The sequence below is a fragment of the Pseudomonas sp. NPDC087336 genome, assembly GCF_044744285.1.
Taxonomy (GTDB): Bacteria; Pseudomonadota; Gammaproteobacteria; order Pseudomonadales; family Pseudomonadaceae; genus Aquipseudomonas.
This window is the reverse complement of record NZ_JBIUYA010000029.1, coordinates 1-22,516: the sequence shown is the minus strand read 5'-3', so window position 1 is coordinate 22,516 and position 22,516 is coordinate 1. Positions and strand designations below refer to the sequence as shown.

At 60.0% G+C, this 22,516-nt stretch carries 19 protein-coding genes, 1 pseudogene and 1 riboswitch; of the genes and pseudogenes, 12 read left to right on the top strand and 8 right to left on the bottom strand.

What is annotated here, in order from left to right; translation table 11 throughout:
* Positions 1 to 20 precede the first annotated feature (20 nt).
* Entirely contained in the window at positions 21 to 839 is an 819-nt protein-coding gene (locus ACIO0C_RS24405; protein ID WP_401315818.1) for a M48 family metallopeptidase, read from the top strand.
* 122 nt (positions 840 to 961) lie between these two features.
* On the opposite strand, the gene ACIO0C_RS24400 is transcribed toward ACIO0C_RS24405, so the two are convergent.
* The 3 genes from ACIO0C_RS24400 to ACIO0C_RS24390 form a co-directional block, all read right to left on the bottom strand.
* Complete coding sequence (locus tag ACIO0C_RS24400; protein ID WP_075945662.1) at positions 962 to 1,546, bottom strand: TMEM165/GDT1 family protein; 585 nt, start codon at positions 1,544 to 1,546, stop codon at positions 962 to 964.
* A gap of 90 nt (positions 1,547 to 1,636) precedes the next feature.
* Positions 1,637 to 1,759, bottom strand: a riboswitch (yybP-ykoY riboswitch).
* 40 nt (positions 1,760 to 1,799) lie between these two features.
* Positions 1,800 to 2,798 (bottom strand): methyltransferase, encoded by a 999-nt coding sequence (locus ACIO0C_RS24395; protein WP_401315817.1) that lies wholly within the window; start codon positions 2,796 to 2,798, stop codon positions 1,800 to 1,802.
* Between the two features lie 33 nt (positions 2,799 to 2,831).
* Positions 2,832 to 3,797 carry a 2-hydroxyacid dehydrogenase gene (locus ACIO0C_RS24390; RefSeq protein ID WP_401315816.1) on the bottom strand — a complete coding sequence of 322 codons (966 nt, stop codon included), beginning with the start codon at positions 3,795 to 3,797 and terminating at the stop codon, positions 2,832 to 2,834.
* A gap of 91 nt (positions 3,798 to 3,888) precedes the next feature.
* Here ACIO0C_RS24390 and ACIO0C_RS24385 point away from each other — a divergent pair, with 91 nt between their 5' ends.
* From ACIO0C_RS24385 to ACIO0C_RS24365, 5 genes are all read left to right on the top strand, one after another.
* Positions 3,889 to 4,518, top strand: a complete 630-nt coding sequence (locus tag ACIO0C_RS24385; protein WP_008060238.1) for a LysE family translocator — start codon at positions 3,889 to 3,891, stop codon at positions 4,516 to 4,518.
* 152 nt (positions 4,519 to 4,670) lie between these two features.
* Positions 4,671 to 6,353: a fatty acid--CoA ligase gene (locus ACIO0C_RS24380; RefSeq protein ID WP_008060239.1), complete on the top strand. Its 1,683-nt coding sequence runs from the start codon at positions 4,671 to 4,673 to the stop codon at positions 6,351 to 6,353.
* A 338-nt stretch (positions 6,354 to 6,691) separates the two neighbouring features.
* On the top strand, positions 6,692 to 8,629 hold the full coding sequence (locus tag ACIO0C_RS24375) for a DUF1302 domain-containing protein (RefSeq protein ID WP_401315814.1): 1,938 nt from the start codon (positions 6,692 to 6,694) through the stop codon (positions 8,627 to 8,629).
* 26 nt (positions 8,630 to 8,655) lie between these two features.
* Positions 8,656 to 10,020: a DUF1329 domain-containing protein gene (locus ACIO0C_RS24370; protein ID WP_401315812.1), complete on the top strand. Its 1,365-nt coding sequence runs from the start codon at positions 8,656 to 8,658 to the stop codon at positions 10,018 to 10,020.
* A 174-nt stretch (positions 10,021 to 10,194) separates the two neighbouring features.
* On the top strand, positions 10,195 to 12,933 hold the full coding sequence (locus ACIO0C_RS24365) for a LuxR C-terminal-related transcriptional regulator (protein WP_401315810.1): 2,739 nt from the start codon (positions 10,195 to 10,197) through the stop codon (positions 12,931 to 12,933).
* 74 nt (positions 12,934 to 13,007) lie between these two features.
* On the opposite strand, the gene ACIO0C_RS24360 is transcribed toward ACIO0C_RS24365, so the two are convergent.
* The 3 genes and pseudogenes from ACIO0C_RS24360 to ACIO0C_RS24350 all read right to left on the bottom strand — a co-directional run bounded on the left by ACIO0C_RS24360 (position 13,008) and on the right by ACIO0C_RS24350 (position 14,393).
* Positions 13,008 to 13,622, bottom strand: coding sequence for a hypothetical protein (locus ACIO0C_RS24360; protein WP_077185197.1), 615 nt, complete (start codon positions 13,620 to 13,622; stop codon positions 13,008 to 13,010).
* Positions 13,619 to 14,074 (bottom strand): annotated as a pseudogene (locus tag ACIO0C_RS24355) (DUF2515 family protein); the annotation flags it as partial. The gene ACIO0C_RS24360 and the pseudogene ACIO0C_RS24355, both read right to left, overlap by 4 nt.
* Positions 14,028 to 14,393: a PAAR domain-containing protein gene (locus ACIO0C_RS24350; protein ID WP_401315808.1), complete on the bottom strand. Its 366-nt coding sequence runs from the start codon at positions 14,391 to 14,393 to the stop codon at positions 14,028 to 14,030. The pseudogene ACIO0C_RS24355 and the gene ACIO0C_RS24350, both read right to left, overlap by 47 nt.
* A 196-nt stretch (positions 14,394 to 14,589) precedes the next feature.
* Here ACIO0C_RS24350 and ACIO0C_RS24345 point away from each other — a divergent pair, with 196 nt between their 5' ends.
* Together ACIO0C_RS24345 and ACIO0C_RS24340 are read left to right on the top strand one after the other, a co-directional pair.
* Positions 14,590 to 15,234 (top strand): MBL fold metallo-hydrolase, encoded by a 645-nt coding sequence (locus ACIO0C_RS24345; RefSeq protein WP_008060243.1) that lies wholly within the window; start codon positions 14,590 to 14,592, stop codon positions 15,232 to 15,234.
* Between the two features lie 104 nt (positions 15,235 to 15,338).
* Entirely contained in the window at positions 15,339 to 16,067 is a 729-nt protein-coding gene (locus tag ACIO0C_RS24340) for an OmpA family protein (RefSeq protein WP_401315805.1), read from the top strand.
* Between the two features lie 78 nt (positions 16,068 to 16,145).
* Here the strand turns inward: ACIO0C_RS24340 and ACIO0C_RS24335 are convergent, their stop codons facing one another.
* Positions 16,146 to 16,580 carry a YhcB family protein gene (locus tag ACIO0C_RS24335; protein ID WP_033045648.1) on the bottom strand — a complete coding sequence of 145 codons (435 nt, stop codon included), beginning with the start codon at positions 16,578 to 16,580 and terminating at the stop codon, positions 16,146 to 16,148.
* 144 nt (positions 16,581 to 16,724) lie between these two features.
* Between ACIO0C_RS24335 and ACIO0C_RS24330 the strand changes: the two genes are divergently transcribed.
* From ACIO0C_RS24330 to zapE, 3 genes are all read left to right on the top strand, one after another.
* Positions 16,725 to 17,354: an alpha/beta hydrolase gene (locus ACIO0C_RS24330; RefSeq protein WP_401315889.1), complete on the top strand. Its 630-nt coding sequence runs from the start codon at positions 16,725 to 16,727 to the stop codon at positions 17,352 to 17,354.
* 24 nt (positions 17,355 to 17,378) lie between these two features.
* The gene (locus ACIO0C_RS24325) at positions 17,379 to 18,734 is read left to right on the top strand and encodes a tryptophan--tRNA ligase (protein ID WP_401315803.1); all 1,356 of its coding nucleotides are present in this window, start codon (positions 17,379 to 17,381) and stop codon (positions 18,732 to 18,734) included.
* A gap of 90 nt (positions 18,735 to 18,824) precedes the next feature.
* Complete coding sequence (gene zapE / locus ACIO0C_RS24320) at positions 18,825 to 19,919, top strand: cell division protein ZapE (RefSeq protein WP_020799783.1); 1,095 nt, start codon at positions 18,825 to 18,827, stop codon at positions 19,917 to 19,919.
* Positions 19,920 to 20,033: 114 nt separating this feature from the next.
* Here zapE and ACIO0C_RS24315 read toward each other — a convergent pair whose 3' ends face one another.
* A complete protein-coding gene (locus ACIO0C_RS24315) occupies positions 20,034 to 20,954 on the bottom strand; it encodes a GlxA family transcriptional regulator (RefSeq protein ID WP_177325075.1) in 921 nt (306 codons plus the stop codon).
* A 222-nt stretch (positions 20,955 to 21,176) separates the two neighbouring features.
* Here ACIO0C_RS24315 and ACIO0C_RS24310 point away from each other — a divergent pair, with 222 nt between their 5' ends.
* On the top strand, positions 21,177 to 22,313 hold the full coding sequence (locus ACIO0C_RS24310; protein ID WP_401315801.1) for an acyl-CoA dehydrogenase family protein: 1,137 nt from the start codon (positions 21,177 to 21,179) through the stop codon (positions 22,311 to 22,313).
* Positions 22,314 to 22,516: the final 203 nt, after the last annotated feature.

Here is a 22,516-nt window from a genome sequence, read left to right as displayed (position 1 = left end):
AGTTTTCATGGAGTCTTTCGATGAACAAGATTTTGGTTGTAGGTGCGCTCGGCGCAGCGCTGCTGCTCGTCGGCTGTCAGTCGGTCAACACTACCAGCGGTGGCGCCGTAGGTGTTGAGCGCAAGCAATACATGTTCAGCATGCTGTCCACTGATGAGGTCAATCAGATGTACGCCCAGTCTTATCAGAATACGGTGGGCGAGGCGAACAGCAAGGGTGTGCTGGACAAGACCAGCATCGATGCCAAGCGCATCCAGCTGATTTCCGACCGGCTGATTGCCCAGGCTCCGGTTTTCCGTCCGGATTCGGCCCAGTGGAAGTGGGAAGTCAACCTGATCAAGAGCGATGAGCTCAACGCCAACTGCGGGCCCGGTGGCAAGATCATTTTCTATACCGGCCTGATGGACAAGCTGAAGCTGACCGATGACGAAATCGCCGCCATCCTTGGCCACGAAATCGCCCACGCCCTGCGCGAGCACGGTCGTGAGGCGATGTCCAAGGCCTATGGCATCGAAATGGCCAAGCAGGGCGCCGGTGCCTTGTTCGGCCTGGGCCAGGGTAGCCTGGCGCTGGCGGATGCCGTGGCCAACTACGGCATGACCTTGCCGAACAGTCGGTCCAATGAAAACGAAGCAGACCTGATTGGTCTTGAGCTGGCCGCCCGTGCCGGCTACGACCCGAACGCCGCGATCACCTTGTGGAACAAGATGGCCAAGGCGTCGGAAGGTTCGCCGCCGGAGTTCATGAGCACTCACCCGGCTTCGTCGAACCGTATTGCGTCGTTGCAGGCGGCGATTCCGAAAGTCATGCCGCTTTACGAGCAGGCCAGGAAGCACTGATGTCGATTCATCGTCGATAAGGGCCTCATCGCCAGCAGGCCGGCCCCCACAGGGGAATGCATTCCAATTGTGGGAGCCAGCCTGCAGGCGATGACGATAACGCGGTCTACCGACCTACGCAGTCACACCCACCCGCTGGCCTGCATCGCCTTGTACACGGCAACGATCGCCAGGATGAAAAACGCCGACGCCGCCAGTCGACGGATCAACGTCAATGGCAGTTTGTCCGCCGCAAAGTTGCCCGCCAGCACCACCGGCACGTTGGCAATCAACATGCCGAGGGTGGTGCCGATAATCACCAGCCACAGTTCAGGATATTGCGCGGCGAGCATCACGGTCGCGATCTGGGTCTTGTCGCCGATTTCCGCGAGGAAAAACGCAATCAGCGTGGTCAGGAACGGTCCGAACTTGCGGGCGGTGCTAGCCTCGTCATCGTCCATCTTGTCCGGCACGAGGGTCCACAGCGCTGTTGCGGCAAAGCTGGCGGCGAGAATCCAGTGCAGCAGCGTATCCGAGAAGAAACTGCCAACCCAGGCACCTACCGCACCGGCCGCCGCATGGTTGGCCAGGGTCGCGGCGACGATGCCGGCGATGATCGGCCAGGGTTTGCGAAAACGGGCGGCGAGAATGAGCGCGAGCAATTGCGTCTTGTCGCCGATTTCGGCCAAGGCAACGATTGCGGTGGGTACCAGTAGTGAATCCAGCATCAGGGGTTTTCCTAAGGGGCGGGTCGACACGGCTATGACACGTACAGCCTTCCCGCCCCGGGTAAGGTGTTCGTGTCATAGGTCTTGTCAAACCCTGCGAACCGTCTGATGCGGACGCTTGGGTCGCATGCGCCATGGTCTGTTGACCAAGTATGTTGACGCATGCCGGACGAGCATGGCGCTCGTGGGAGACTACTCCCCTAGGACGGAGCGGATTCTGCCTAGGCAAAAAACATTGCGCAAGTACAAAGTTTTATCCGCGTTTGGCACGGTAGATGCGGAAACCCTGTCCTTCGGCCTTGATTGTGCAGGTCCCGAGGTGCTCTTCGATCAGCGGTTGATACTTCAGGAAGCTGTTGGCTACAAGCCGGAGTTCGCCGCCATTTTTCAGATGTTTGGCGGCTTTTCGTAGCAGGTTCTCTGTCGCGTAGTAATCGGTGTGCACGCCGACATGGAAGGGCGGGTTGCTCAGGATGGCGCTCAATCCCATCGGTGCCGCATCAATGCCGTCACCGGTAATCACATCGGCTTCCAGACCGTTGGCAGCCAAGGTCAGGCGACTACTGGCAGCGGCAAAGGCATCGACATCCAGCAATGTGACCTGGTTGTGCGGGTAACGACGTTTCACCGCAGCGCCCAACACTCCCGCGCCGCAACCGAAGTCCAGCAAGTGGCCGCTTGGCAGTTTATCCAGGTGTTCCAGCAACAGCGCACTGCCGCGATCCAGTCGACCGTGGCTGAATACGCCTGGCAGGCTGATGACTTTCAACGGGCCTTCGGCCAGCGGCAATTCGTAGGTCTGGGCCAGGCTTTCCAGCGGTTTGGCGTCGGGTGCATTGGCCACGGTGACCAGCCACAGCTGGCAATGCCGCGCACTGTCGAGCTTGCGTGGTTTGCCAAACGGATTGAGCTGTTTGGCTGCGCCTTCGATGCCGCTTTTTTTCTCACCTACCAGGTACAACTCGCGGCCGGCCAGCCGGGAGGCGAGTGCGTTGAGGATGTAGTCAGTCAGGTCCTTGGACTTGGGCAGGAACACCACGGCGCTATCGAATGCGCGCTCAGGCGCGTTGACCCCAAAATGGCTGCGTTCGGCGAAACGTGCATCCAGCGCGGCCTGATCGCCGGCGTGCCAGCTCCAGCCATGGGCCTCGGGCAGGCGGCCCAGCAAGTCGTCGGCGGGCAGCCCGGCCAACAGCACCGGGCCCTGGAATAATTCAGCCTGACGAAGCAGTACTTCACTGCGCGGATCCATAACTGCTCCTGTGAAAAAAAGTGCCGCAGTTTATCAACTGACGACCCGCAGCGCCTTAGCGCTGAAGTATCCCCGGGCGTTTTCGGTCAATTGGCCGACAATTCGTTGCCGCGCTTCGCGACTGCCCCAGGCGTTGTGCGGGGTGACGATCAGGCGTGGAATGTCCTGGGCCAGCAGCGGATTGCCGTTGACCGGCGGCTCCACGCTCAGCACGTCGGTGGCGGCCCCGCCCAGGTGACCATTGCGCAAGGCATCGGCCAGCGCCTGCTCGTCGATCAGGCCGCCACGGGCGGTGTTGACCACGAACGCGCCGGGTTTCATCGACGCCAGTTCACGGGCGCCGATGAAGTGACGGGTGTGTTCGTTGAGTGGGCAGTGCAGGGTCAGCGCATCGATTTGCGGCAGCAGCTGTTCCAGCGGCAAACGGTCTGGCCGGGCAGGGCGCCCCGGAATCTGGCCCAACAGCACGCGCATGCCAAATGCTTCGGCCAGGCGCGCGACCGCGCCGCCCAATTCGCCGTGACCGAGCAGGCCGAGGGTTTTGCCTTGCAGCTCAACGATCGGGTAGTCCAGCAGGCAGAACTGTTTGGCCTGTTGCCAGCGTCCTTCACCGACGGCTTTCTGGTAGTCGGGCAGGCGCGTTGCCAGGTTGAGCAGCAGCATGATCGTGTGTTGGGCCACGGATGGCGTGCCGTAACCCTGACAGTTGCACACGGTTATGCCGTGGGCGCGGGCGGCCTCGAGGTCGACGTTATTGGTGCCGGTGGCGCTGATCAGGATCAGTTTCAGTTCGGGACTGGCCGCGATGGCGGTCGCGTCGATCCGGATCTTGTTGGTGATGGCGACGGTGGCGCCCTTGAGGTGTTCGATCACCTGGTCGGGCAGGGTCTGGGCGAACAGCTGCAGTTCGCTAAAGCATTCGCGCAGGGGGCTGAGGTCGAGATCGCCCAGGTCCAGGGACGGGTGGTCGAGGAAAACTGCGCGGTGAATGTTCGTCATCAACTGTACCTTTTGTGCAATGAACTGAAGGCGTAATCTGCCGAGCCTACCAGATGAAATAAATAGTTACGCTTGGCCTGAAGGAGCCCTCATGTACTGGACCGAGTTCTTGACCGTTGCGCTGATCCACCTGCTGGCCGTTGCCAGCCCCGGCCCGGACTTTGCCGTGGTGGTACGGGAAAGCGTGACCCATGGTCGTCGCGCCGGCACCTGGACAGCGCTGGGGGTCGGTACGGCGATTTTCCTCCACGTCGGCTACTCGCTGCTGGGCATCGGCCTGATCGTGTCCCAGTCGATCGTCCTGTTCAACGCATTGAAGTGGGCCGCCGCCGCCTATTTGCTGTACATCGGCTTCAAGGCGCTGCGGGCGCAGCCGGCCAAGGCCGTAACCGACGATCTGCACAAGGAAGCCGGCGAGCGCACCGCCCGTGGCGCTTTCACGTCGGGGTTCGTGACCAATGGCCTGAACCCGAAGGCCACGCTGTTTTTCCTGTCGTTGTTCACCGTGGTAATCAATCCGCATACACCGTTGGCCGTACAGGCCGGTTACGGGGTCTACCTGGCGGTGGCAACGGCGATCTGGTTCTGCCTGGTGGCCATGCTGTTCAGCCAGCAGCGCGTGCGCGCCGGTTTCGCCCGCATGGGTCACTGGTTCGACCGGACCATGGGCGCGGTGTTGATCGCCATTGGCGTGAAACTCGCGTTTACCGAGATGCACTGAGCCTAACGGTCCACGATTATCCGCGAGTGCTGGCGCAACGCCACTGCTCGCGCGGTTCTGCAAATCATTCCTTTGGCTGATTTGGCTGGCGATCAGGGGTACTACAGTGCTCACTCAACAGCCACGACCGAGTAGTCAGAAAAGGGATTCTTATGTTGCAGACTCGCGTTATCCCCCCAGCCGAAGGCGCTTACCAGTATCCGCTGCTGATCAAACGGCTGCTGATGTCCGGCGCGCGTTATGAGAAAACCCGCGAGATCGTTTACCGCGACCAGTTGCGCTACAGCTATCCGACCCTGATCGAACGGGTCGCACGGCTGGCCAATGTGCTGACGGCTGCCGGGGTCAAGCCCGGGGATACCGTGGCGGTAATGGATTGGGACAGCCACCGCTACCTGGAATGCATGTTCGCCATTCCGATGATCGGCGCGGTGATCCACACCATCAACGTGCGCCTGTCGCCGGAGCAGATCCTCTACACCATGAATCACGCCGTGGACCGCTTTGTGCTGGTCAACAGTGAATTCGTCGGACTGTACAACGCGATCGCCGGGCAACTGACCACGGTCGAGAAAACCCTGCTCCTGACCGACCTGCCGGAAAAGACCGCCGACCTGCCAAACCTCGTCGGTGAGTACGAGCAATTGCTGGCAGCGGCAAGCCCGCAGTACGACTTCCAGGACTTCGACGAAAACTCGGTGGCGACCACGTTCTACACTACCGGCACCACCGGCAACCCCAAGGGCGTGTACTTCACCCATCGCCAGCTGGTGCTGCACACCATGGGCGTATCGACCATCATGGGCGCGATCGACAGCGTGCGCCTGTTGGGCACCAACGACGTATACATGCCCATCACGCCAATGTTCCATGTGCATGCCTGGGGCTTGCCCTATGTGGCGACCATGCTCGGGCTCAAGCAAGTGTATCCGGGACGCTACGATCCGGAGTACCTGGTGGAGCTGTGGCGCAAGGAAAAGGTCTCCTTCTCGCATTGCGTGCCGACCATCCTGCAAATGGTCCTCAATGCCAAGGCTGCCCAGGACACCGACTTTGGTGGCTGGAAGATCGTCATCGGTGGCAGTGCGCTCAATCATGCGTTGTACGACGCGGCCAAGGCCAAGGGCATTCAACTGACCGCTGCCTATGGCATGTCGGAAACCGGGCCGCTGGTATCGTGCGCGCACCTCAATGATGAGCTGATGGCCGGCACCGAAGACGAACGCACCACCTACCGGATCAAGGCCGGCGTGCCGGGGCCATTGGTGGAAGCGGCGATCGTCGACACCGAAGGCAACTTCCTGCCCGCCGATGGCGAAACCCAGGGCGAACTGGTGTTGCGCGCGCCGTGGCTCACCGAGGGCTATTTCAACGAACCGCAAAAGGGCGCCGAGCTCTGGGCCGGTGGCTGGCTGCACACCGGGGACGTGGCGACCCTGGACAGCATGGGCGTGATCGACATTCGCGACCGGATCAAGGACGTGATCAAGACCGGTGGCGAGTGGATCTCCTCCCTGGACCTCGAAGACCTGATCAGTCGTCACGCGGCGGTACGCGAAGTAGCAGTGGTGGGGATTGCCGATCCGCAGTGGGGCGAGCGGCCGTTTGCCTTGCTGGTGCTGCGCGAGGGCCATGCCATTGGCGCCCGGGAACTCAAGGAGCATCTCAAGCCGTTCGTGGAACTGGGGCACCTGAGCAAGTGGGCCATCCCGAGTCAGATCGCCATTGTTACTGAAATTCCCAAGACCAGTGTCGGTAAGCTCGACAAGAAGCGCATTCGCGTCGACATCACCGAATGGCAGGCCAACAACAGCACCTTCCTCTCGACGCTTTAAGCGTCCCGTGGCGTGCCCAAAAAAGGCACGCCAGCCCCACCAAGCAAGCGCTTGGCTTGTCAAATCCGTATTTTCAGCCATTCTTGCCGGGCCGGCGGGTGTCGGCGTGGCAAAGGACTGTTCCAGAGTGCCTGGCAGGCGCAAATCACACTTTAGAGGGATCAAGCACTACTACCTGCTGGCTATAGTCCGCTCAAGGATTTTTAAGAACGGAGCAAACGCACAAACCGGGGCGATGCAACTTTGGAATGACTTTGGGAAGCCATGGCTCCCTGTTATCCAAGCGTTTTTAGAAGTGCTATTTGCCATAACAATAAAATGCACATGGAGTAGCGTCGATGACATCAGTAAACCAGTTCTGGCGCCGGGCTAAACTGCCTCTGGCCGTCAGCCTTGCCTCTACGCTCGCCGGGCCTGCATTCGGCGTCAGTTTCAACATCGGTGAAATCGAAGGTCAATTCGACTCTTCCCTGTCGATCGGTGCGAGTTGGTCTACTGAAAGCGCCAACAAAAACCTCATCGGCGTCAACAACGGCGGTCGCGGCTTGTCCCAGACTTCCGATGACGGTCACTTGAACTTCAAAAGCGGTGAAACCTTCTCGAAAATCTTCAAGGGCATCCATGACCTTGAGTTGAAGTATGGCGACACCGGCATTTTCGTCCGTGGCAAATACTGGTACGACTTTGAACTCAAGGACGAGAGCCGTCCGTTCAAGGACATCAGCGACGACAATCGTAAAGAAGGCGCCAAGTCTGCTGGCGGCCAAATCCTCGACGCCTTCGTCTATCACAACTACGCCATTGCTGATCAGCCGGGTTCCGTACGCTTGGGCAAGCAAGTGGTGAGCTGGGGTGAAAGTACCTTCATCGGCGGCGGTATCAACTCGATCAACCCGATCGACGTGTCCGCATTCCGTCGTCCCGGTGCCGAGATCAAGGAAGGCCTGATCCCGGTCAACATGTTCTACGTGTCCCAGAGCCTCACCGAGAATCTCTCGACCGAAGCCTTCTACCAGATCGAATGGGACCAGACGGTTGCAGACAACTGCGGCACCTTCTTCTCGCAACCGGACGTGATCGCCGATGGTTGCGACAACAACCTGGCGGTACTGCGCACCCAGAACGGGCTCAACAACGCTCTGGCGGCGGCGGGTCTGCCGGCCGGACTGCGTAATGCCGCGATCAACACCCTCGGCGCCAGGGGCGTGACCTGGGGTAACCCGGACGAAGGCGTGATCGTTCGTCGTGGCCCGGATCGCGACGCCCGTGACAGCGGCCAGTTCGGTGTGTCCTTCAAGTACATGTTCGATCCGCTGGACACCGAATTCGGTGCCTACTTCATGAACTACCACAGCCGTGCGCCGATTTTCAGCGGTCACGGGGCACCGGCGAGCGCCTACAGTGGTGCAGGCCTGGTCGGTGGGCTGGTAGGTTCCGGTATACCACTGGGTGTCGCGGCGGGCCTGGCTCCGACCTTGCTGCCGTTGGTGGTGGCGGGCAACTCCAGCTACTACGTCGAATACCCTGAAGACATCCGCCTGTACGGCTTGAGCTTCTCCACCACATTGCCTAGCGGCACCGCCTGGAGTGGTGAAGTCAGCTACCGGCCGAATGCGCCAGTCCAGCTCAACACCACCGACATCCTGTTTTCCGGCCTGACGCCGCTCAACCCTAACGTTTCCGTGCTCCAGGGCACGCCAGGGCAGGATCAGCAAGGTTATCGCCGCAAGGAAGTGACCCAGCTGCAAACGACCTTGACCCACTTCTTCGACCAGGTGATGGGCGCTGAGCGTCTGACCCTGGTGGGTGAGGTCGGCTGGACCCACGTCGGCGGCCTGGAAAGCAATAACAAGGCCCGTTACGGTCGTGACCCGAGCTACGGCCCTGGCCCATTGCCAAACAACCAGTGCGTGACGTTGAACAGCGGTACGTTGGCAGGCGGGCCGCAAAACAACGTTAGTCGCTACTGCGAAAACGACGGCTTCACCACGGCCAACTCCTGGGGTTATCGCGGTCGCGCGATCTGGGAATACAACGACGTGTTCGCTGGTGTGAACCTCAAGCCGAACGTGGCCTGGTCCCACGACGTGGAAGGTTACTCCCCTGGCCCTGGCGGCAACTTCGAGGAAGGTCGCAAAGCGGTCAGCCTGGGTGTCGATGCCGAGTACCAGAACACCTACACCGCAAGCCTGGCATACACCAACTTCTTCGACGGCAAGTACACCACCGTGGATGACCGCGACTTCGTTGCGCTCAGCTTTGGCGTGAACTTCTAAGCACTATTTTCAGGACGAGTACACACATGAAAATAACCAAGAGTCTGTTTCACGCTGGTGTCCTGGGACTTTCGCTGCTGGCGACCGGCGTAATGGCAGCGGTCCCGGCGGCAGAAGCGGACAAGCTGGGCAAGAGCCTGACCCCGATGGGTGCCGAAATGGCGGGCAATGCCGACGGTTCGATTCCTGCCTGGAAACCTATGCCGAAAAATGCCGGCACCGTCGACAGCAAGGGTTTCCTGTCCGATCCGTATGCCAGCGAAAAACCGCTGTTTACCATCACCGCGCAGAACGTCGACCAGTACAAGGCAAAGCTCGCTCCGGGGCAGTACGCGATGTTCAAACGCTACCCGGAAACCTACAAGATGCCGGTTTACCCGTCCCATCGCGGTGCCACCGTGCCGGATAACGTGTTCGCCTCCATCAAGAAGAACGCCACCAACACTGAGCTGGTATCCGGCGGTAACGGGCTGAAAAACTTTGAAACCGCGGTACCGTTCCCGATTCCTAAAAGCGGCGTGGAAGTCATCTGGAACCACATCACCCGTTATCGCGGCGGCAGCGTAACCCGACTGGTGACCCAGGCCACGCCACAGCCGAACGGTTCGTTCAGCCTGGTGTACTTCCAGGACCAGTTTGTGTTCCGCGACAAGATGAAGGACTACGATCCGGCGAACCCGGGCAACATCCTGTTCTACTTCAAGCAGAAAGTGACCGCGCCGGCACGTCTGGCCGGTGGTGTACTGCTGGTGCACGAAACCCTCGACCAAGTGGCGGAACCGCGTTCGGCGTGGGTCTACAACGCCGGCCAGCGTCGTGTGCGTCGTGCGCCACAAGTGTCCTATGACGGCCCGGGTACGGCTGCAGACGGCCTGCGTACCTCCGACAACCTGGACATGTACAACGGTGCGCCGGATCGTTACGACTGGAAGCTCGAAGGCAAGAAAGAGATGTACATCGCTTCCGACGCCTACAAGCTCGACGATCCGAAGCTCAAGTACAGCGACATCATCAAGGCCGGCCACATCAACCAGGATCTGGCTCGCTACGAGCTGCGCCGGGTATGGCATGTGGTGGCAACCTTGAAGGAAGGCCAGCGCCACATCTACGCCAAGCGTGACTTCTACATCGATGAAGACACCTGGCAGGCGGCGGTGATCGACCATTACGACGGTCGTAATCAACTCTGGCGTGTGGCGGAAGCGCATGCCCAGAACTATTACAACGTCCAGGTACCGTGGTACACCCTGGAAGCGCTGTACGACCTGCAATCGGGCCGTTATCTGGCACTGGGCATGAAGAACGAAGAGAAGTCGGCGTATGACTTCGGCTTCACCGCCACCACCAGCGACTTCACCCCGGCGGCACTGCGCCAGGACGGTGTTCGCTAACCGGCACGCCATAGAGGCCGCATCCTCTGCAAACGCCCCGACTGGTTCGGGGCGTTTTTGTGTGTGTAGACTTTTTGTAGCCATTTGTAGCAATAACCTTCATTCCGTCCTCGTTTACCGCTAGTCTGCGGACATCTGCAACGCCGCCACCCGCAACACAAACAAGAGCCGGCCATGACTGATCTGTCCCCACCACCAGGTCCTGCAAGCGTCGCTGTCGCCGCGCTGGACGGGCGCTTTTTCCGACCGCCATTGCCCGACGGCCATGTGCTGCGCCCACGCCTGTGCGAGCGCTTGAGCGCCGGTCTCGGTGGCAGGTTGCTGCTGGTCAGCGCACCAGCCGGGTTCGGCAAGAGTTCGTTGGCGGTGGAGTTCTGTCAGGCGCTGCCCGCCCAATGGCAAAGTCTCTGGCTGGGGCTGAGCCCGCGTGACAACGACCCGGGCCGGTTCCTCGAGCGGTTGCTCGAAGGCCTGCAGGATTTTTTTCCGCAACTGGGCAGGCAGTCCCTCGGATTATTGAAGATGCGCCAGCGTCATCAGCCGTTTGCCTTCGAAGAATGGCTGGACGGGCTGCTCGACGAGTTGGCCGTGCATCTATCGACGGCGAGCCCCCTGTTGCTGGTGCTCGATGACTATCACTTGGCCCAGGGGCCGGTGCTCGATCGTTGCCTGCAGTTTTTCCTCAATCACCTTCCCGATGGCTTGTTGGTGATGGTCACCAGTCGACAGCGTCCAGACTGGCACCTGGCGCGATTGCGCCTGTCGCGCCAGCTGCTCGAGCTGCATGAGCAGGATTTGCGCCTGACCCACGATGAAGCCTTGAGCCTGCTCGATCGGCACAGCAGTTCATTGCGTGGCGAGGCGCTGGAAAACCTGATCCAGCGCAGCGAAGGCTGGGTTGCCGGGTTGCGCTTCTGGTTGCTGGCCGCCTCCGAGGCAGGCAATCAGGGGGCATTGCCTCAGGCACTGCACGGCGGGGAAGGGTTGATCCGCGATTACCTGCTCGAAGAAGTGATCGATTGCCTGCCCACCGAGGTACAAGCCTTCCTCTACGACACCGCCCACCAGGAGCGTTTTTGCAGCGAACTGTGCGACGCCATTCGCGACGCCCATGACAGCGCCGAAATCCTGCGCTTCCTGGCTGCCCACCAAGTGTTCCTGGTGCCGCTGGACGAACACGGCCACTGGTATCGCTATCACCATCTGTTTTCCGATCTGCTGCGCACACGGCCGGGCGCGCAATCGATGGTGCCGGCCGCCAGCCTGCACCTGCGTGCCTGTCGCTGGTTCAACGCCCAGGGCTTGCTCGATGAAGCGGTCGAGCAAGCGTTGCGAGCCGGGCACCTGGACGTTGCGGCAAACCTGGTGCAAAACCTTTCCGAAGAGCAACTGCTGGCCGAACAGAACGTCGGCATGTTGCTGCGCTGGAAAATGGACTTGCCCGATAGCCTGCTGATCAGCACGCCTCGCCTGATCGTGCTCTACAGCTGGGCGTTGGGCCTGGCCTGTCAACTGGACGCTGCCGAGGAACTGGCCAGCCACCTGAGCCGCTTCCTGCCAGCGCCGTCGGCCACCGCGCAGAAGTCGATGCTGGCGCAATGGCTGGCCCTGAGCGGGATCATCGCGCGCGGGCGCGGTAACCGCGAACTGACCATACGTTATTGCACCGAAGCGCTGGAGAGTCTTCCGTGCAAGCGATATGGCCAGCGATTGATGTGCCTCTCGACCCTGTCCAACCTGGCGATTGCCGATGGCGACATGTGGCGTGCCAGGGAGTTGAACCGTGACTCCCTGGAACTGGCACAACGGGTCGGCAATCCGCTGTTCGAGGCGCTGGCCCACTACGACCGCGCTCGTGTTTTGCAGGCGCGGGGCGAAATACTGCGAGCACTGGATGAAGTCCGCCAAGGGCTGCAACGCTTGCAGGGGCTGCCGGCGCAACGGCTCTTTGCCGTACGTGCCCGACTGACATTGTATGAGGGCTTCCTGTTGGCCTTGCGCCTGCAACCTCAAGCGGCGCGGCTACGCTTGCAGGCCGGTTTAGGTGAAGCCCGCGCCTGTCGTGATATCAGCGTCCTGATCGGCCACTGCGTGATCGCCCGGCTGGAAGGCAACAGCGGTGAGTTCGCCAAGGCCTTTGTCGAGCTCGCCGAAGCCGAGCGGCTGATGCACATCTGGGACGTGCCGCCGATCTACTACCTGGCAATGATTACCCTGGTCAAATGCGAACTCTGGCTGGCCCAGGGGCGTACCGACCTGGCGCAAGCCTGGCTGGCGCGATTGAGGCAGACCTATAACGGCGAGCAGCCGGCCGCACCACCGGAATTCCATCCACAACTTCCACTGCACATCGAACTGCAGCAAGCGTTGCTGGAGGTCATCCAGAACCAGCCGATGCTGGCCGAAGGGCGATTGAACGCGCTGCTCGAACATGGCCAGCAAACCGGCCGGCAGATGCTCAGCGCAATGGCGCTGACGCAAAAAGTTTTACTGTTGCTGGGCAGCGGACGCGAACCCGAGGCCCGCAAGGCGCTGGTCCAGGCACTGGACGCCGCAGCCGGCGGCGTATTGCAACCCTTTGAAAAGCTATTGGCCGAGCATCCGGACTGGCTGCGTGGGCAGCTTCAACTCTGTGCGTCGACCACGGTTTCCCAGGAACTTGCAGACAAACTTCCTGCCATGACCTCTCGCCCGACGCTGGAGCCCATCCCCGCGTCAGAACAACTCAGCACCCGGGAAATGGCCGTCCTGCGCCTGATCGCCCAAGGCTGCTCGAATCAGGAAATCAGCGACCAGCTGTTCATTTCCCTGCACACGGTGAAAACCCATGCCAGCCATATCAACAGTAAGCTGGGGGTTGAGCGGCGTACGCAGGCGGTGGCGCGGGCGAAGGAGTTGGGGGTGTTGGTGTAGCGTTGGGCGGATTTTCTCGCTGGTGCGGCCAAGAACCAGCCTTGGCCGCTTCGCCAGGTCTTTATGAAGTATGGTCAAGGGTTCGTCCATGGCGTGGCCAGTGACAGCTTGATGAGGTAGCGCTCCTCGGTGGGGTGCCTGTAATCCGTGAAGCGATTGACCACCAGCATCACTTGATACTGGGTGCCCGCGTGCCAGTATGCTTTGCCGCCCTTATTCTCATCCCGCAATTGGGCTCGCCATTGCGGGGTGTCGGCGAACGATGGGAAATCTTTGACCCGGATGGGTACCCAACCAGCGTTGCGCCATTGCTCCTGCAGATCCAGCACGACCTTGAGGGTGTCGTCGAGCAACAGTGGCTCGATTTGCGGGGACATACGGACATTGCTGACCCGCTCATCTTCGAAACTCACACTGAAGAAACGGGCCAATGGGGTTACGAAGCCGTATTTGGGGTCTGCAAAGCGCAGGCGAGCATCGGACTTGGGTAACCGCCCCCAATAGTGTCCGGGAATGGCTGGATCAATGGCCGCACTGGAGCGACCTCGCATATCCTCCCAAGGCTCACCAATCAACAAGGCGATTTCGGGCTCATCCGACAGTGTTTGAGTCGCCACCACTATCAGGAGGGCTGCGACTGCCAGTGCCAACGCACCACGTCGCCAGCCCACGCGCTGCAGCAGGCTCATCGCACACCTCCACCCCAGGCGATATCCCGAATCGATTGCTCAATCTGGTCACGTTGGTCGCTATGCAGCAAATCGTCAAACTGCGCCGCGGCTTTGAGCACAAAGGTCATGCGCCGTTCGATGTCAGCCAAGTTGGCAAATGGATTGCTGCCAAAACCAATGGTGCGTCCGTCCTCGATTGGACGGCACTGGCTGGCCAGCGTCAGCTCGATGGCCTGAGCGGCACCGGAGGGGATGTTGGTGACGTAGGAGGCATGGTTACCGCGTAATAACCATTTCAGACCGCTGTCGTCGTACATCGCCGGTTTCAGGATGTTGACCTGTTCGTGTCTGGCTAGATGCTCAACACTTTTGGCAATGTTACCCGCCTCAATCGCCTCGAAAGCCAATAGGATTTCCTTGTGGTCAGTTCCGAATTCCAGCGTTTTTTGCCCAACCGGCCACAGCACCGGATGCAGCATCCTGTCTGGACTCATAGGTGGAGTTGGTAAACGAAGGGATGAGCCCGGCCTTGCAGGGACAGCTGCTGCGGCTGTCCAACGAGCCCGCCACCAGTCTGCCGTGACTGTTGATGAACGAGATGCCACCGACGATTTCGTAAGTTTCGTCGTTTTTGCCACAAGAAACCCGATCCCCGGCGCGAGCATGGGCGAAGCCAAACATCATGACGCGGGTATCGGCCTCCAGCACCTCGCCACCGCAACTGGTCTTGTCACCCTTGCGAATGAAATACCCCTTTGCCATTGCTAGAAACTCCTTGTTGAGGATCAAATTGCTCCTGGTCCCAATGGAGCAGAGGAGTGGCAAAATGCCGTGAACAGGGTTCTATACGGGGCTGTCAGGCGTAAATCAGACGTTTCCTTGTTTGTTGTAGTCCGGTTCCGCAATCAGGCAGGGGTAGTGGGCGGCATCGGCGATGTCATCGAGCTGTGCGAGAATAGGCCATCCATTTTTTCCAGGAACACCCATGGACGCTGCCAAACCTGCGCTGATCCGCGAAACCTTCCCCGTCGGCCCTTTGCAGTGCAACTGCACGATCATCGGCGATCCGATCACCAAAAAAGCCATCGTGGTCGACCCGGGCGGTAATCACGAACTGATCCTCGCGCGGCTCGATGCCCTGGGCCTGAAGGTGGTCAGCATCATTCACACCCATGCGCACCTCGATCACTTCCTGGCCTCCGGCCAGTTGAAGGAAAAAACCGGCGCCACCTTGCATTTGCACAAGGAAGATCAATTCCTTTGGGACAACCTGGAGATGCAATGCCAGATGTTCGGTGTGCCCTACACGCCTGTACCGTCGCCGGATCGCTGGCTGGCCGACGATGAAGAGCTGGCGTGTGGTTGTGGCGTGGCGCTGCACACACCGGGTCACACACCAGGTTCCATGAGCTTCTGGTTTTCCGAGGCGAAGCTGTTGATTGCCGGGGATACCTTGTTCCGTCGTGGGGTAGGGCGCACGGATCTGTGGGGTGGCGACCAGGCGACCATCGTGCGTTCCATCAAGCAGCGTCTGTATACCCTCGACGAAGAAGCGACGGTCGTGGCCGGACATGGTCCGGATACCCGTTTGGGTGATGAAATGCGCGAGAATCCTTTTGTTCGGGCCTGATTTGTAACAAGTGGAATTTTCACTTGCCGAAATGATCCAACCCCCGCAAAGGTTCGATGCTTAAGTCCGTTGCACCACAGAATGCAAAAAAGTAGGAGCACTACATGTTCACCACGCCTCGTTTGATTATTGTCGCTACTGCCGTGGCACTGTTGGCCGGCTGCGCCTCGCCCAACCCTTACGACAACCAGGGCCAGGCCGAAAGCGGCTCCACGGGCATGAGCAAAACCGCCAAATACGGTGGTCTCGGGGCTCTGGCCGGTGCACTGGCCGGTGCTGCCATCAACCACGACAACCGTGGCAAGGGCGCATTGATCGGTGCTGCCGTAGTGGGTGCCTCCGCTGCCGGTTACGGCTATTACGCCGACCAGCAGGAGAAAAAACTGCGTGCCAGCATGGCCAACACCGGTGTCGAAGTGCAGCGTGAAGGTGACCAGATCAAGCTGATCATGCCGGGCAACATCACGTTCGCCACCGATTCGGCGAACATCGCTTCGAGCTTCTACCAGCCGCTGAACAACCTGGCCGGCTCGCTGAAAGAGTTCAACCAGAACCAGATCGAAATCGTCGGCTACACCGACAGTACCGGCAGCCGCCAGCACAACATGGACCTGTCCCAGCGTCGTGCGCAAAGCGTGGCGACTTACCTGACATCGCAAGGCGTGAGCGGCACCAACCTGAGCGCCCGTGGCGCCGGCCCGGATAACCCGGTCGCCAGCAACGCCGACGCCAATGGTCGGGCGCAGAACCGCCGGGTAGAGGTCAACCTGAAGGCGATTCCAGGCCAGCAGTACGGTGGTCAGCAACAAGGTAACGTTGAGCAGTTCCCTTGATCGTCTGACTGAACCCCAGGCATAAAAAAACCGCCCGATCCTCAACAGATCGGGCGGTTTTTTACACCTGAAACCTGATTACTTTTTCAGGCCGTAATGCTCATCGAGCATGCCCGGCGCGTTCGGGGCTTTTGGTGCGTAGTCGCGCGGTGGTTCCTGATTGCGCGGTGGCGTCAGGCGTTCCCGTGGAGCCTGCGTCGCATCGGCGTGCAGGGAAGCCAGCAGGCGTTGACGAGTCTGTTCGTCCAGGGCCAGGCGGTTGGCACCCTCGGCGAGGTGATCCTGCACTTCCTGATAGCTCTGAGTCAGTTTCTTGACCAGTGTCGCGGTGCTGTTGAAGTGGGTCACCACTTCGTTCTGATAATTGTCGAAACGTTCCTGAATATCGTCCAGCTGACGTTGCGTGCTGCTAGGCGCTGCATTCGGCGCAAGGCGAGCGATCAGAAACCCAATGGCGACACCCACAACCAGGGCAAGAGTCGGTAACAACCAAACTAAGAGCGAGTGTTCCACGAGTCCTTCCTCTATAAACGGCTTTGCTTTACGTTAACGGCTCGAACCTGCGCTGTATACCGCGATTCACTCGCAATGGACAGCCGCAGACAATTTGCTAGACGAGTCGACCCGATTCGAGGTCACGGAGTTCCTTCCTTGCTTATGCGTGAAACCCCTGTAGTGATTGATGGCCCGGTCGGCCAGCTGGAAGCACTGTACCTGGACAATGAGCAGCCGCGTGGCCTGGCGCTCATCTGTCATCCTAACCCGGTGCAAGGTGGCACCATGCTCAACAAAGTGGTTTCGACGTTGCAGCGCACGGCGCGCGACGCCGGACTGGTCACCCTGCGCTTCAACTATCGCGGCGTCGGTGCCAGCGAAGGCACCCACGACATGGGCAGCGGCGAAGTCGATGATGCCCAGGCCGTGGCTGAATGGTTCCGCGCCAGACACCCGGAATTGCCGCTGACCCTGTTCGGTTTTTCCTTCGGCGGTTTTGTTGCAGCGAGTCTGGGCGGGCGCCTCGAGGCCAAGGGCGAGAAGCTCAAGCATCTGTTCATGGTCGCACCGGCCGTCATGCGTCTGGGCGCTGAGGATCAACTGCCGCAGCATGGCGAATTGACGTTGATCCAGCCGGAAACCGACGAGGTGATCGATCCGCAGCTGGTTTACCAATGGTCCGACAAGCTCGAACGTCCCCATGAGCTGCTGAAAGTGGCAGAATGCGGACACTTTTTTCATGGCAAGCTGACCGATCTCAAGGATCTGATCCTGCCGCGTCTCTCGAATTGATTGCAGTCTGACAAGCGATTACCCATGACGACTCGTACCCGTATCCTCACCGGCATCACCACCACCGGCACGCCGCACCTGGGCAACTACGCAGGCGCCATCCGCCCGGCGATCCTTGCCAGCCGTGACAGCAATGCCGATTCGTTCTATTTCCTGGCCGATTACCACGCCCTGATCAAGTGCGATGACCCGCTGCGCATCCAGCGCTCGCGCCTGGAGATCGCCGCGACCTGGCTGGCCGGAGGCCTGGATGTGGACCGCGTGACCTTCTACCGTCAGTCCGACATTCCGGAGATCCCCGAGCTGACCTGGCTGCTGACCTGCGTCGCCGCCAAGGGCCTGCTCAACCGTGCTCACGCCTACAAAGCCTCGGTGGACAAGAACGTCGAGACCGGTGAAGACCCGGACGCCGGTATCACCATGGGCCTGTACAGCTACCCGGTGCTGATGGCCGCGGACATCCTGATGTTCAACGCGCACAAGGTGCCGGTCGGTCGCGACCAGATCCAGCACGTGGAAATGGCCCGGGACATCGGCCAGCGCTTCAACCACCTGTTCGGCCAGGGCAAGGAGTTCTTCACCATGCCCGAGGCGCTGATCGAAGAAAGCGTGGCCACGTTGCCGGGCCTGGACGGTCGCAAGATGTCCAAGAGCTACGACAACACCATTCCGTTGTTTAGCAGCGCCAAAGAAATGAAAGATGCGATTTCCCGTATCGTCACCGACTCCCGTGCACCGGGTGAGGCAAAGGATCCGGACAATTCGCACCTGTTCACCCTGTTCCAGGCGTTCGCCACCCCGGCGCAAGCTGACGAGTTCCGCAGCGATCTGCTGCAGGGCCTGGGTTGGGGCGAGGCGAAGAACCGCCTGTTCCAGCTGCTGGACAGCGAACTGGGCGAGTCCCGCGAGCGTTACAACCAACTGATCGAGCGCCCGGCAGATCTTGAAGACATCCTGCAGCATGGGGCGAAAAAGGCGCGTGCAGTCGCGACCCCTTTCCTCAACGAGTTGCGCGAAGCGGTAGGTCTGCGTTCGTTCGTTGCCCAGGCGCAAGTGGCAGCGACTACCAAGAAGAAAGCCGCGAAGGCTGCGCGTTTTGTCAGCTTCCGTGAAGACGACGGCAGTTTCCGCTTCCGTCTGCTGGCGGCCGACGGTGAGCAACTGCTGTTGTCGCGCAACTTTGCCGACGGTAAAACCGCTGGCCAGGTGACCAAGCAACTGCAATCGGGCCAGCCATTGGATGTGCGCAGCGAAGACCTGAGCTTCAGCATCTGGCTGGAAGGCGAGTGCGTGGGTGACAGCCCGGCGTTCGCTGACAGCGGCGCGCGCGATGCTGCGATCGAGGCATTGCGAATCGCCCTGACGCCAGTCCAGGAGTAATCAACGGCTCGGCCCGACCAAGGGCTGATTGCCATTCCCACTGGCCATCGCTACAGTGACGGCCCGTTTTTGTTGCCTTGCTAACGAATTATGACGCCCCTAGAACGATATCAAGCTGATCTGAAACGCCCGGAATTCTTCCATGATGCCGCGCAGGAAACTGCCGTGCGTCATCTGCAGCGCCTGTACGACGATCTGGTCGCGGCCGAGCAGAACAAGCCGGGCCTGCTGGGCAAACTGTTTGGCAAGAAGGATCAGGCACCGGTCAAGGGCCTGTACTTCTGGGGCGGCGTGGGTCGCGGCAAGACTTACCTGGTCGACACCTTCTTCGAAGCGCTGCCGTTCAAGGAAAAGTCCCGTACTCACTTCCACCGCTTCATGAAGCGCGTGCACGAAGAGATGAAGACCCTGGGCGGCGAGAAAAACCCGCTGACCATCATCGCCAAGCGCTTCGCCACCGAAGCCCGGGTGATCTGCTTCGATGAATTCTTCGTCTCCGACATCACCGACGCCATGATCCTCGGCACCTTGATGGAAGAGCTGTTCAAGAACGGCGTAACCCTGGTCGCCACCTCGAACATCGTGCCGGACGGCCTGTACAAGGACGGCCTGCAACGCGCGCGCTTCCTGCCGGCCATCGCGCTGATCAAGCAAAACACCGAGATCGTCAACGTCGACAGCGGCGTCGACTATCGCCTGCGTCACCTCGAACAAGCGGAGCTGTTCCACTTCCCGCTCGACGAAGCCTCCCACGAAAGCCTGCGCAAAAGCTTCCGCGCGCTGACGCCGGAATGCACCGCAGCGATCGAAAACGATGTGCTGATGATCGAGAATCGCGAAATCCGTGCCCTGCGGACTTGTGACGACGTGGCCTGGTTCGACTTCCGTGAACTGTGCGACGGCCCGCGCAGCCAGAACGACTACATCGAGCTGGGCAAGATCTTCCACGCCGTGTTGCTCAGCGGTGTCGAGCAGATGAGCGTCACCACAGACGACATCGCCCGACGCTTCATCAACATGGTCGACGAATTCTACGATCGCAACGTCAAGCTGATCATTTCTGCCGAAGTCGAACTCAAGGACCTCTACACCGGCGGTCGCCTGAATTTCGAATTCCAGCGAACCCTGAGCCGCCTGCTGGAAATGCAGTCCCACGAATTCCTGGCCCGGGCGCACAAGCCGTAGGACGATTCGAAAAATAAAAAGGCCTGCAGATGCAGGCCTTTTTTTATGCGCTGAAGATCCCCTGTGGGAGCGGGCTTGCCCGCTCCCACAGGGGGGTTGTGTTTGCTTGTAGTGCTACGCAGCTTGCTGGAACTGCTGCCGATACTGGTTCGGCGACAACTCCGTGTGTTGGCGGAACAGGCGTGCGAAGAAGCTCGCATCGTCGTAACCAACTTCGTAACTGATGGTCTTGATGCTCTTGCGGCTACCGGACAGCAGGCCTTTGGCGGTTTCGATGCGCAGGCGCTGCAGGTAGTGCAATGGCTTGTCACCGGTAGCAGTCTGGAAGCGGCGCATGAAGTTGCGGATGCTCATGCCGTGTTCGCGGGCGACGTCTTCGAAGCGGAATTTGTCGGCGAAGTGTTCTTCGAGCCAGTGCTGGATCTGCAGGATGATCACGTCCTGGTGCAGCTTTTGCCCGCCGAAGCCGATTCTTCCCGGCGAGTAGCTGCGTTGCACTTCATAGAGGATGTCTCGCGCCACGGCCTGGGAGACGTTGGCGCCGCAGAAGCGCTCGATCAGGTAGACGTACAGGTCGCATGCCGAGGTGGTGCCGCCGGCGCAATACAGGTTGTCGGCATCGGTCAGGTGCTTGTCCTGATTGAGTTGGACCTTCGGAAAGCGTTCTGCAAAGGCATTGAAGAAGCGCCAGTAGGTGGTCGCCTCCTTGCCATCGAGCAGGCCGGCTTCGGCGAGCCAGAACACCCCGGTGGCCTCGCCACAGAGTACAGCGCCGCGGGCATGTTGCTGGCGCAACCAGGACAGGACCTGTGGATGACGTTTGCTCAGGGTCTCGAAATCGTCCCAGAATGCGGGAATGACAATGATGTCGGCATTTTCCAGGCCGCCGTCCACCGGGATTACCACGTCGCTGAAGGTGTTGACCGGTTTGCCATCGGGACTGACCAGTCGGGTTTCGAACGCTGGAGTCAGGCCGTGGCCCAGTTGTTTTCCGTAGCGCAGGCTGGCGAGGTGGAAGAAATCCTTGGCCTGCATGAGAGTGGAAGCGAAAACCCGGTCAATGGCCAGGATGCTGACGCGCCGCAAGGGCGTGGAGGCTTGGTTAGACATAATTCAACTTTATTCTTATAGGGGAAAGTGGTCACCAGACGGCTGGATCGTCTTATTTTTTGTCGGATGTGTCCAGTGTCCTGTATCGGACGCCGGGCTTAGTCTCTGAAGGTCCATTCCTTTAAAAAACAAAGATAAGGGTGCCGCATGATTCCGAGAACCTTGTTCAGTTCCGAGCACGAACTCTTTCGCGACAGCGTGCGAACGTTTCTCGAGAAAGAAGCGGTGCCGTTCCATGGGCAATGGGAAAAACAGGGCTATATCGACCGTCAACTCTGGAACAAGGCAGGGGAGGCGGGGATGTTGTGCTCGCATTTGCCGGAACAGTACGGCGGGTTGGGGGCGGACTTTCTGTACAGCGCGGTGGTCATCGAAGAGATAGGGCGTCTGGGGCTCACCGGTATCGGTTTTTCCCTGCATTCTGACATCGTTGCACCCTACATCCTGCATTACGGCAGTGAAACGCTGAAACACAAATACCTGCCCAAGCTGGTGTCTGGCGAGATGGTCAGTGCCATTGCCATGACCGAGCCCGGTGCCGGTTCCGACCTGCAAGGGGTAAAGACCACCGCAGTACTCGATGGTGACGAATATGTGATCAACGGCTCGAAGACGTTCATCACCAACGGCTTCCTCGCAGACCTGGTGATCGTCGTCGCCAAGACCGATCCGAAGGCCGGCGCGAAGGGCACCAGCCTGTTCCTCGTGGAGGCCGATACGCCGGGCTTCGACAAGGGCAAGCGCCTGGAAAAGGTCGGCATGAAGGCGCAGGACACCTCGGAGCTGTTCTTCCAGGATGTCCGGGTGCCCAAGGAAAACCTGCTGGGCCAGGCTGGGATGGGGTTCGCGTATTTGATGCAGGAGTTGCCGCAGGAGCGTCTCACCGTGGCCATCGGCGGCCTGGCTTCAGCTGAAGCGGCGTTGCAATGGACCCTGGACTACACCCGCGAGCGCAAGGCCTTCGGCAAGGCGATTGCCGACTTCCAGAACACCCGTTTCAAGCTCGCCGAAATGGCGACCGAGATCCAGATCGGCCGGGTCTTTGTCGACCGTTGCCTGGAGTTGCACCTGCAAGGCAAGCTCGACGTGCCGACGGCGGCGATGGCGAAGTACTGGGGCACGGACCTGCAGTGCAAGGTGCTCGACGAGTGCGTGCAGTTGCATGGCGGTTACGGGTTCATGTGGGAATACCCGATTGCCCGGGCGTGGGCGGATGCGCGGGTGCAGCGGATCTATGCCGGTACCAATGAAATCATGAAGGAGATCATTGCGCGGTCACTGTAACGCAGTGTTGATCGTTCCCACGCTCTGCGTGGGAATGCCTCAAGGGACGCTCCGCGTTCCAGCTTCAGAAAGGGACGCGGAGCGTCCCGGGCTGCATTCCCACGCAGAGCGTCACTAGTGTCCGGTAAAAACCGAAGGGGGAGCTTGCTCCCCCTTGCTGTTGGCGGCCGTCAGTCATAATCGGATTTTTCAGACTCGATTTT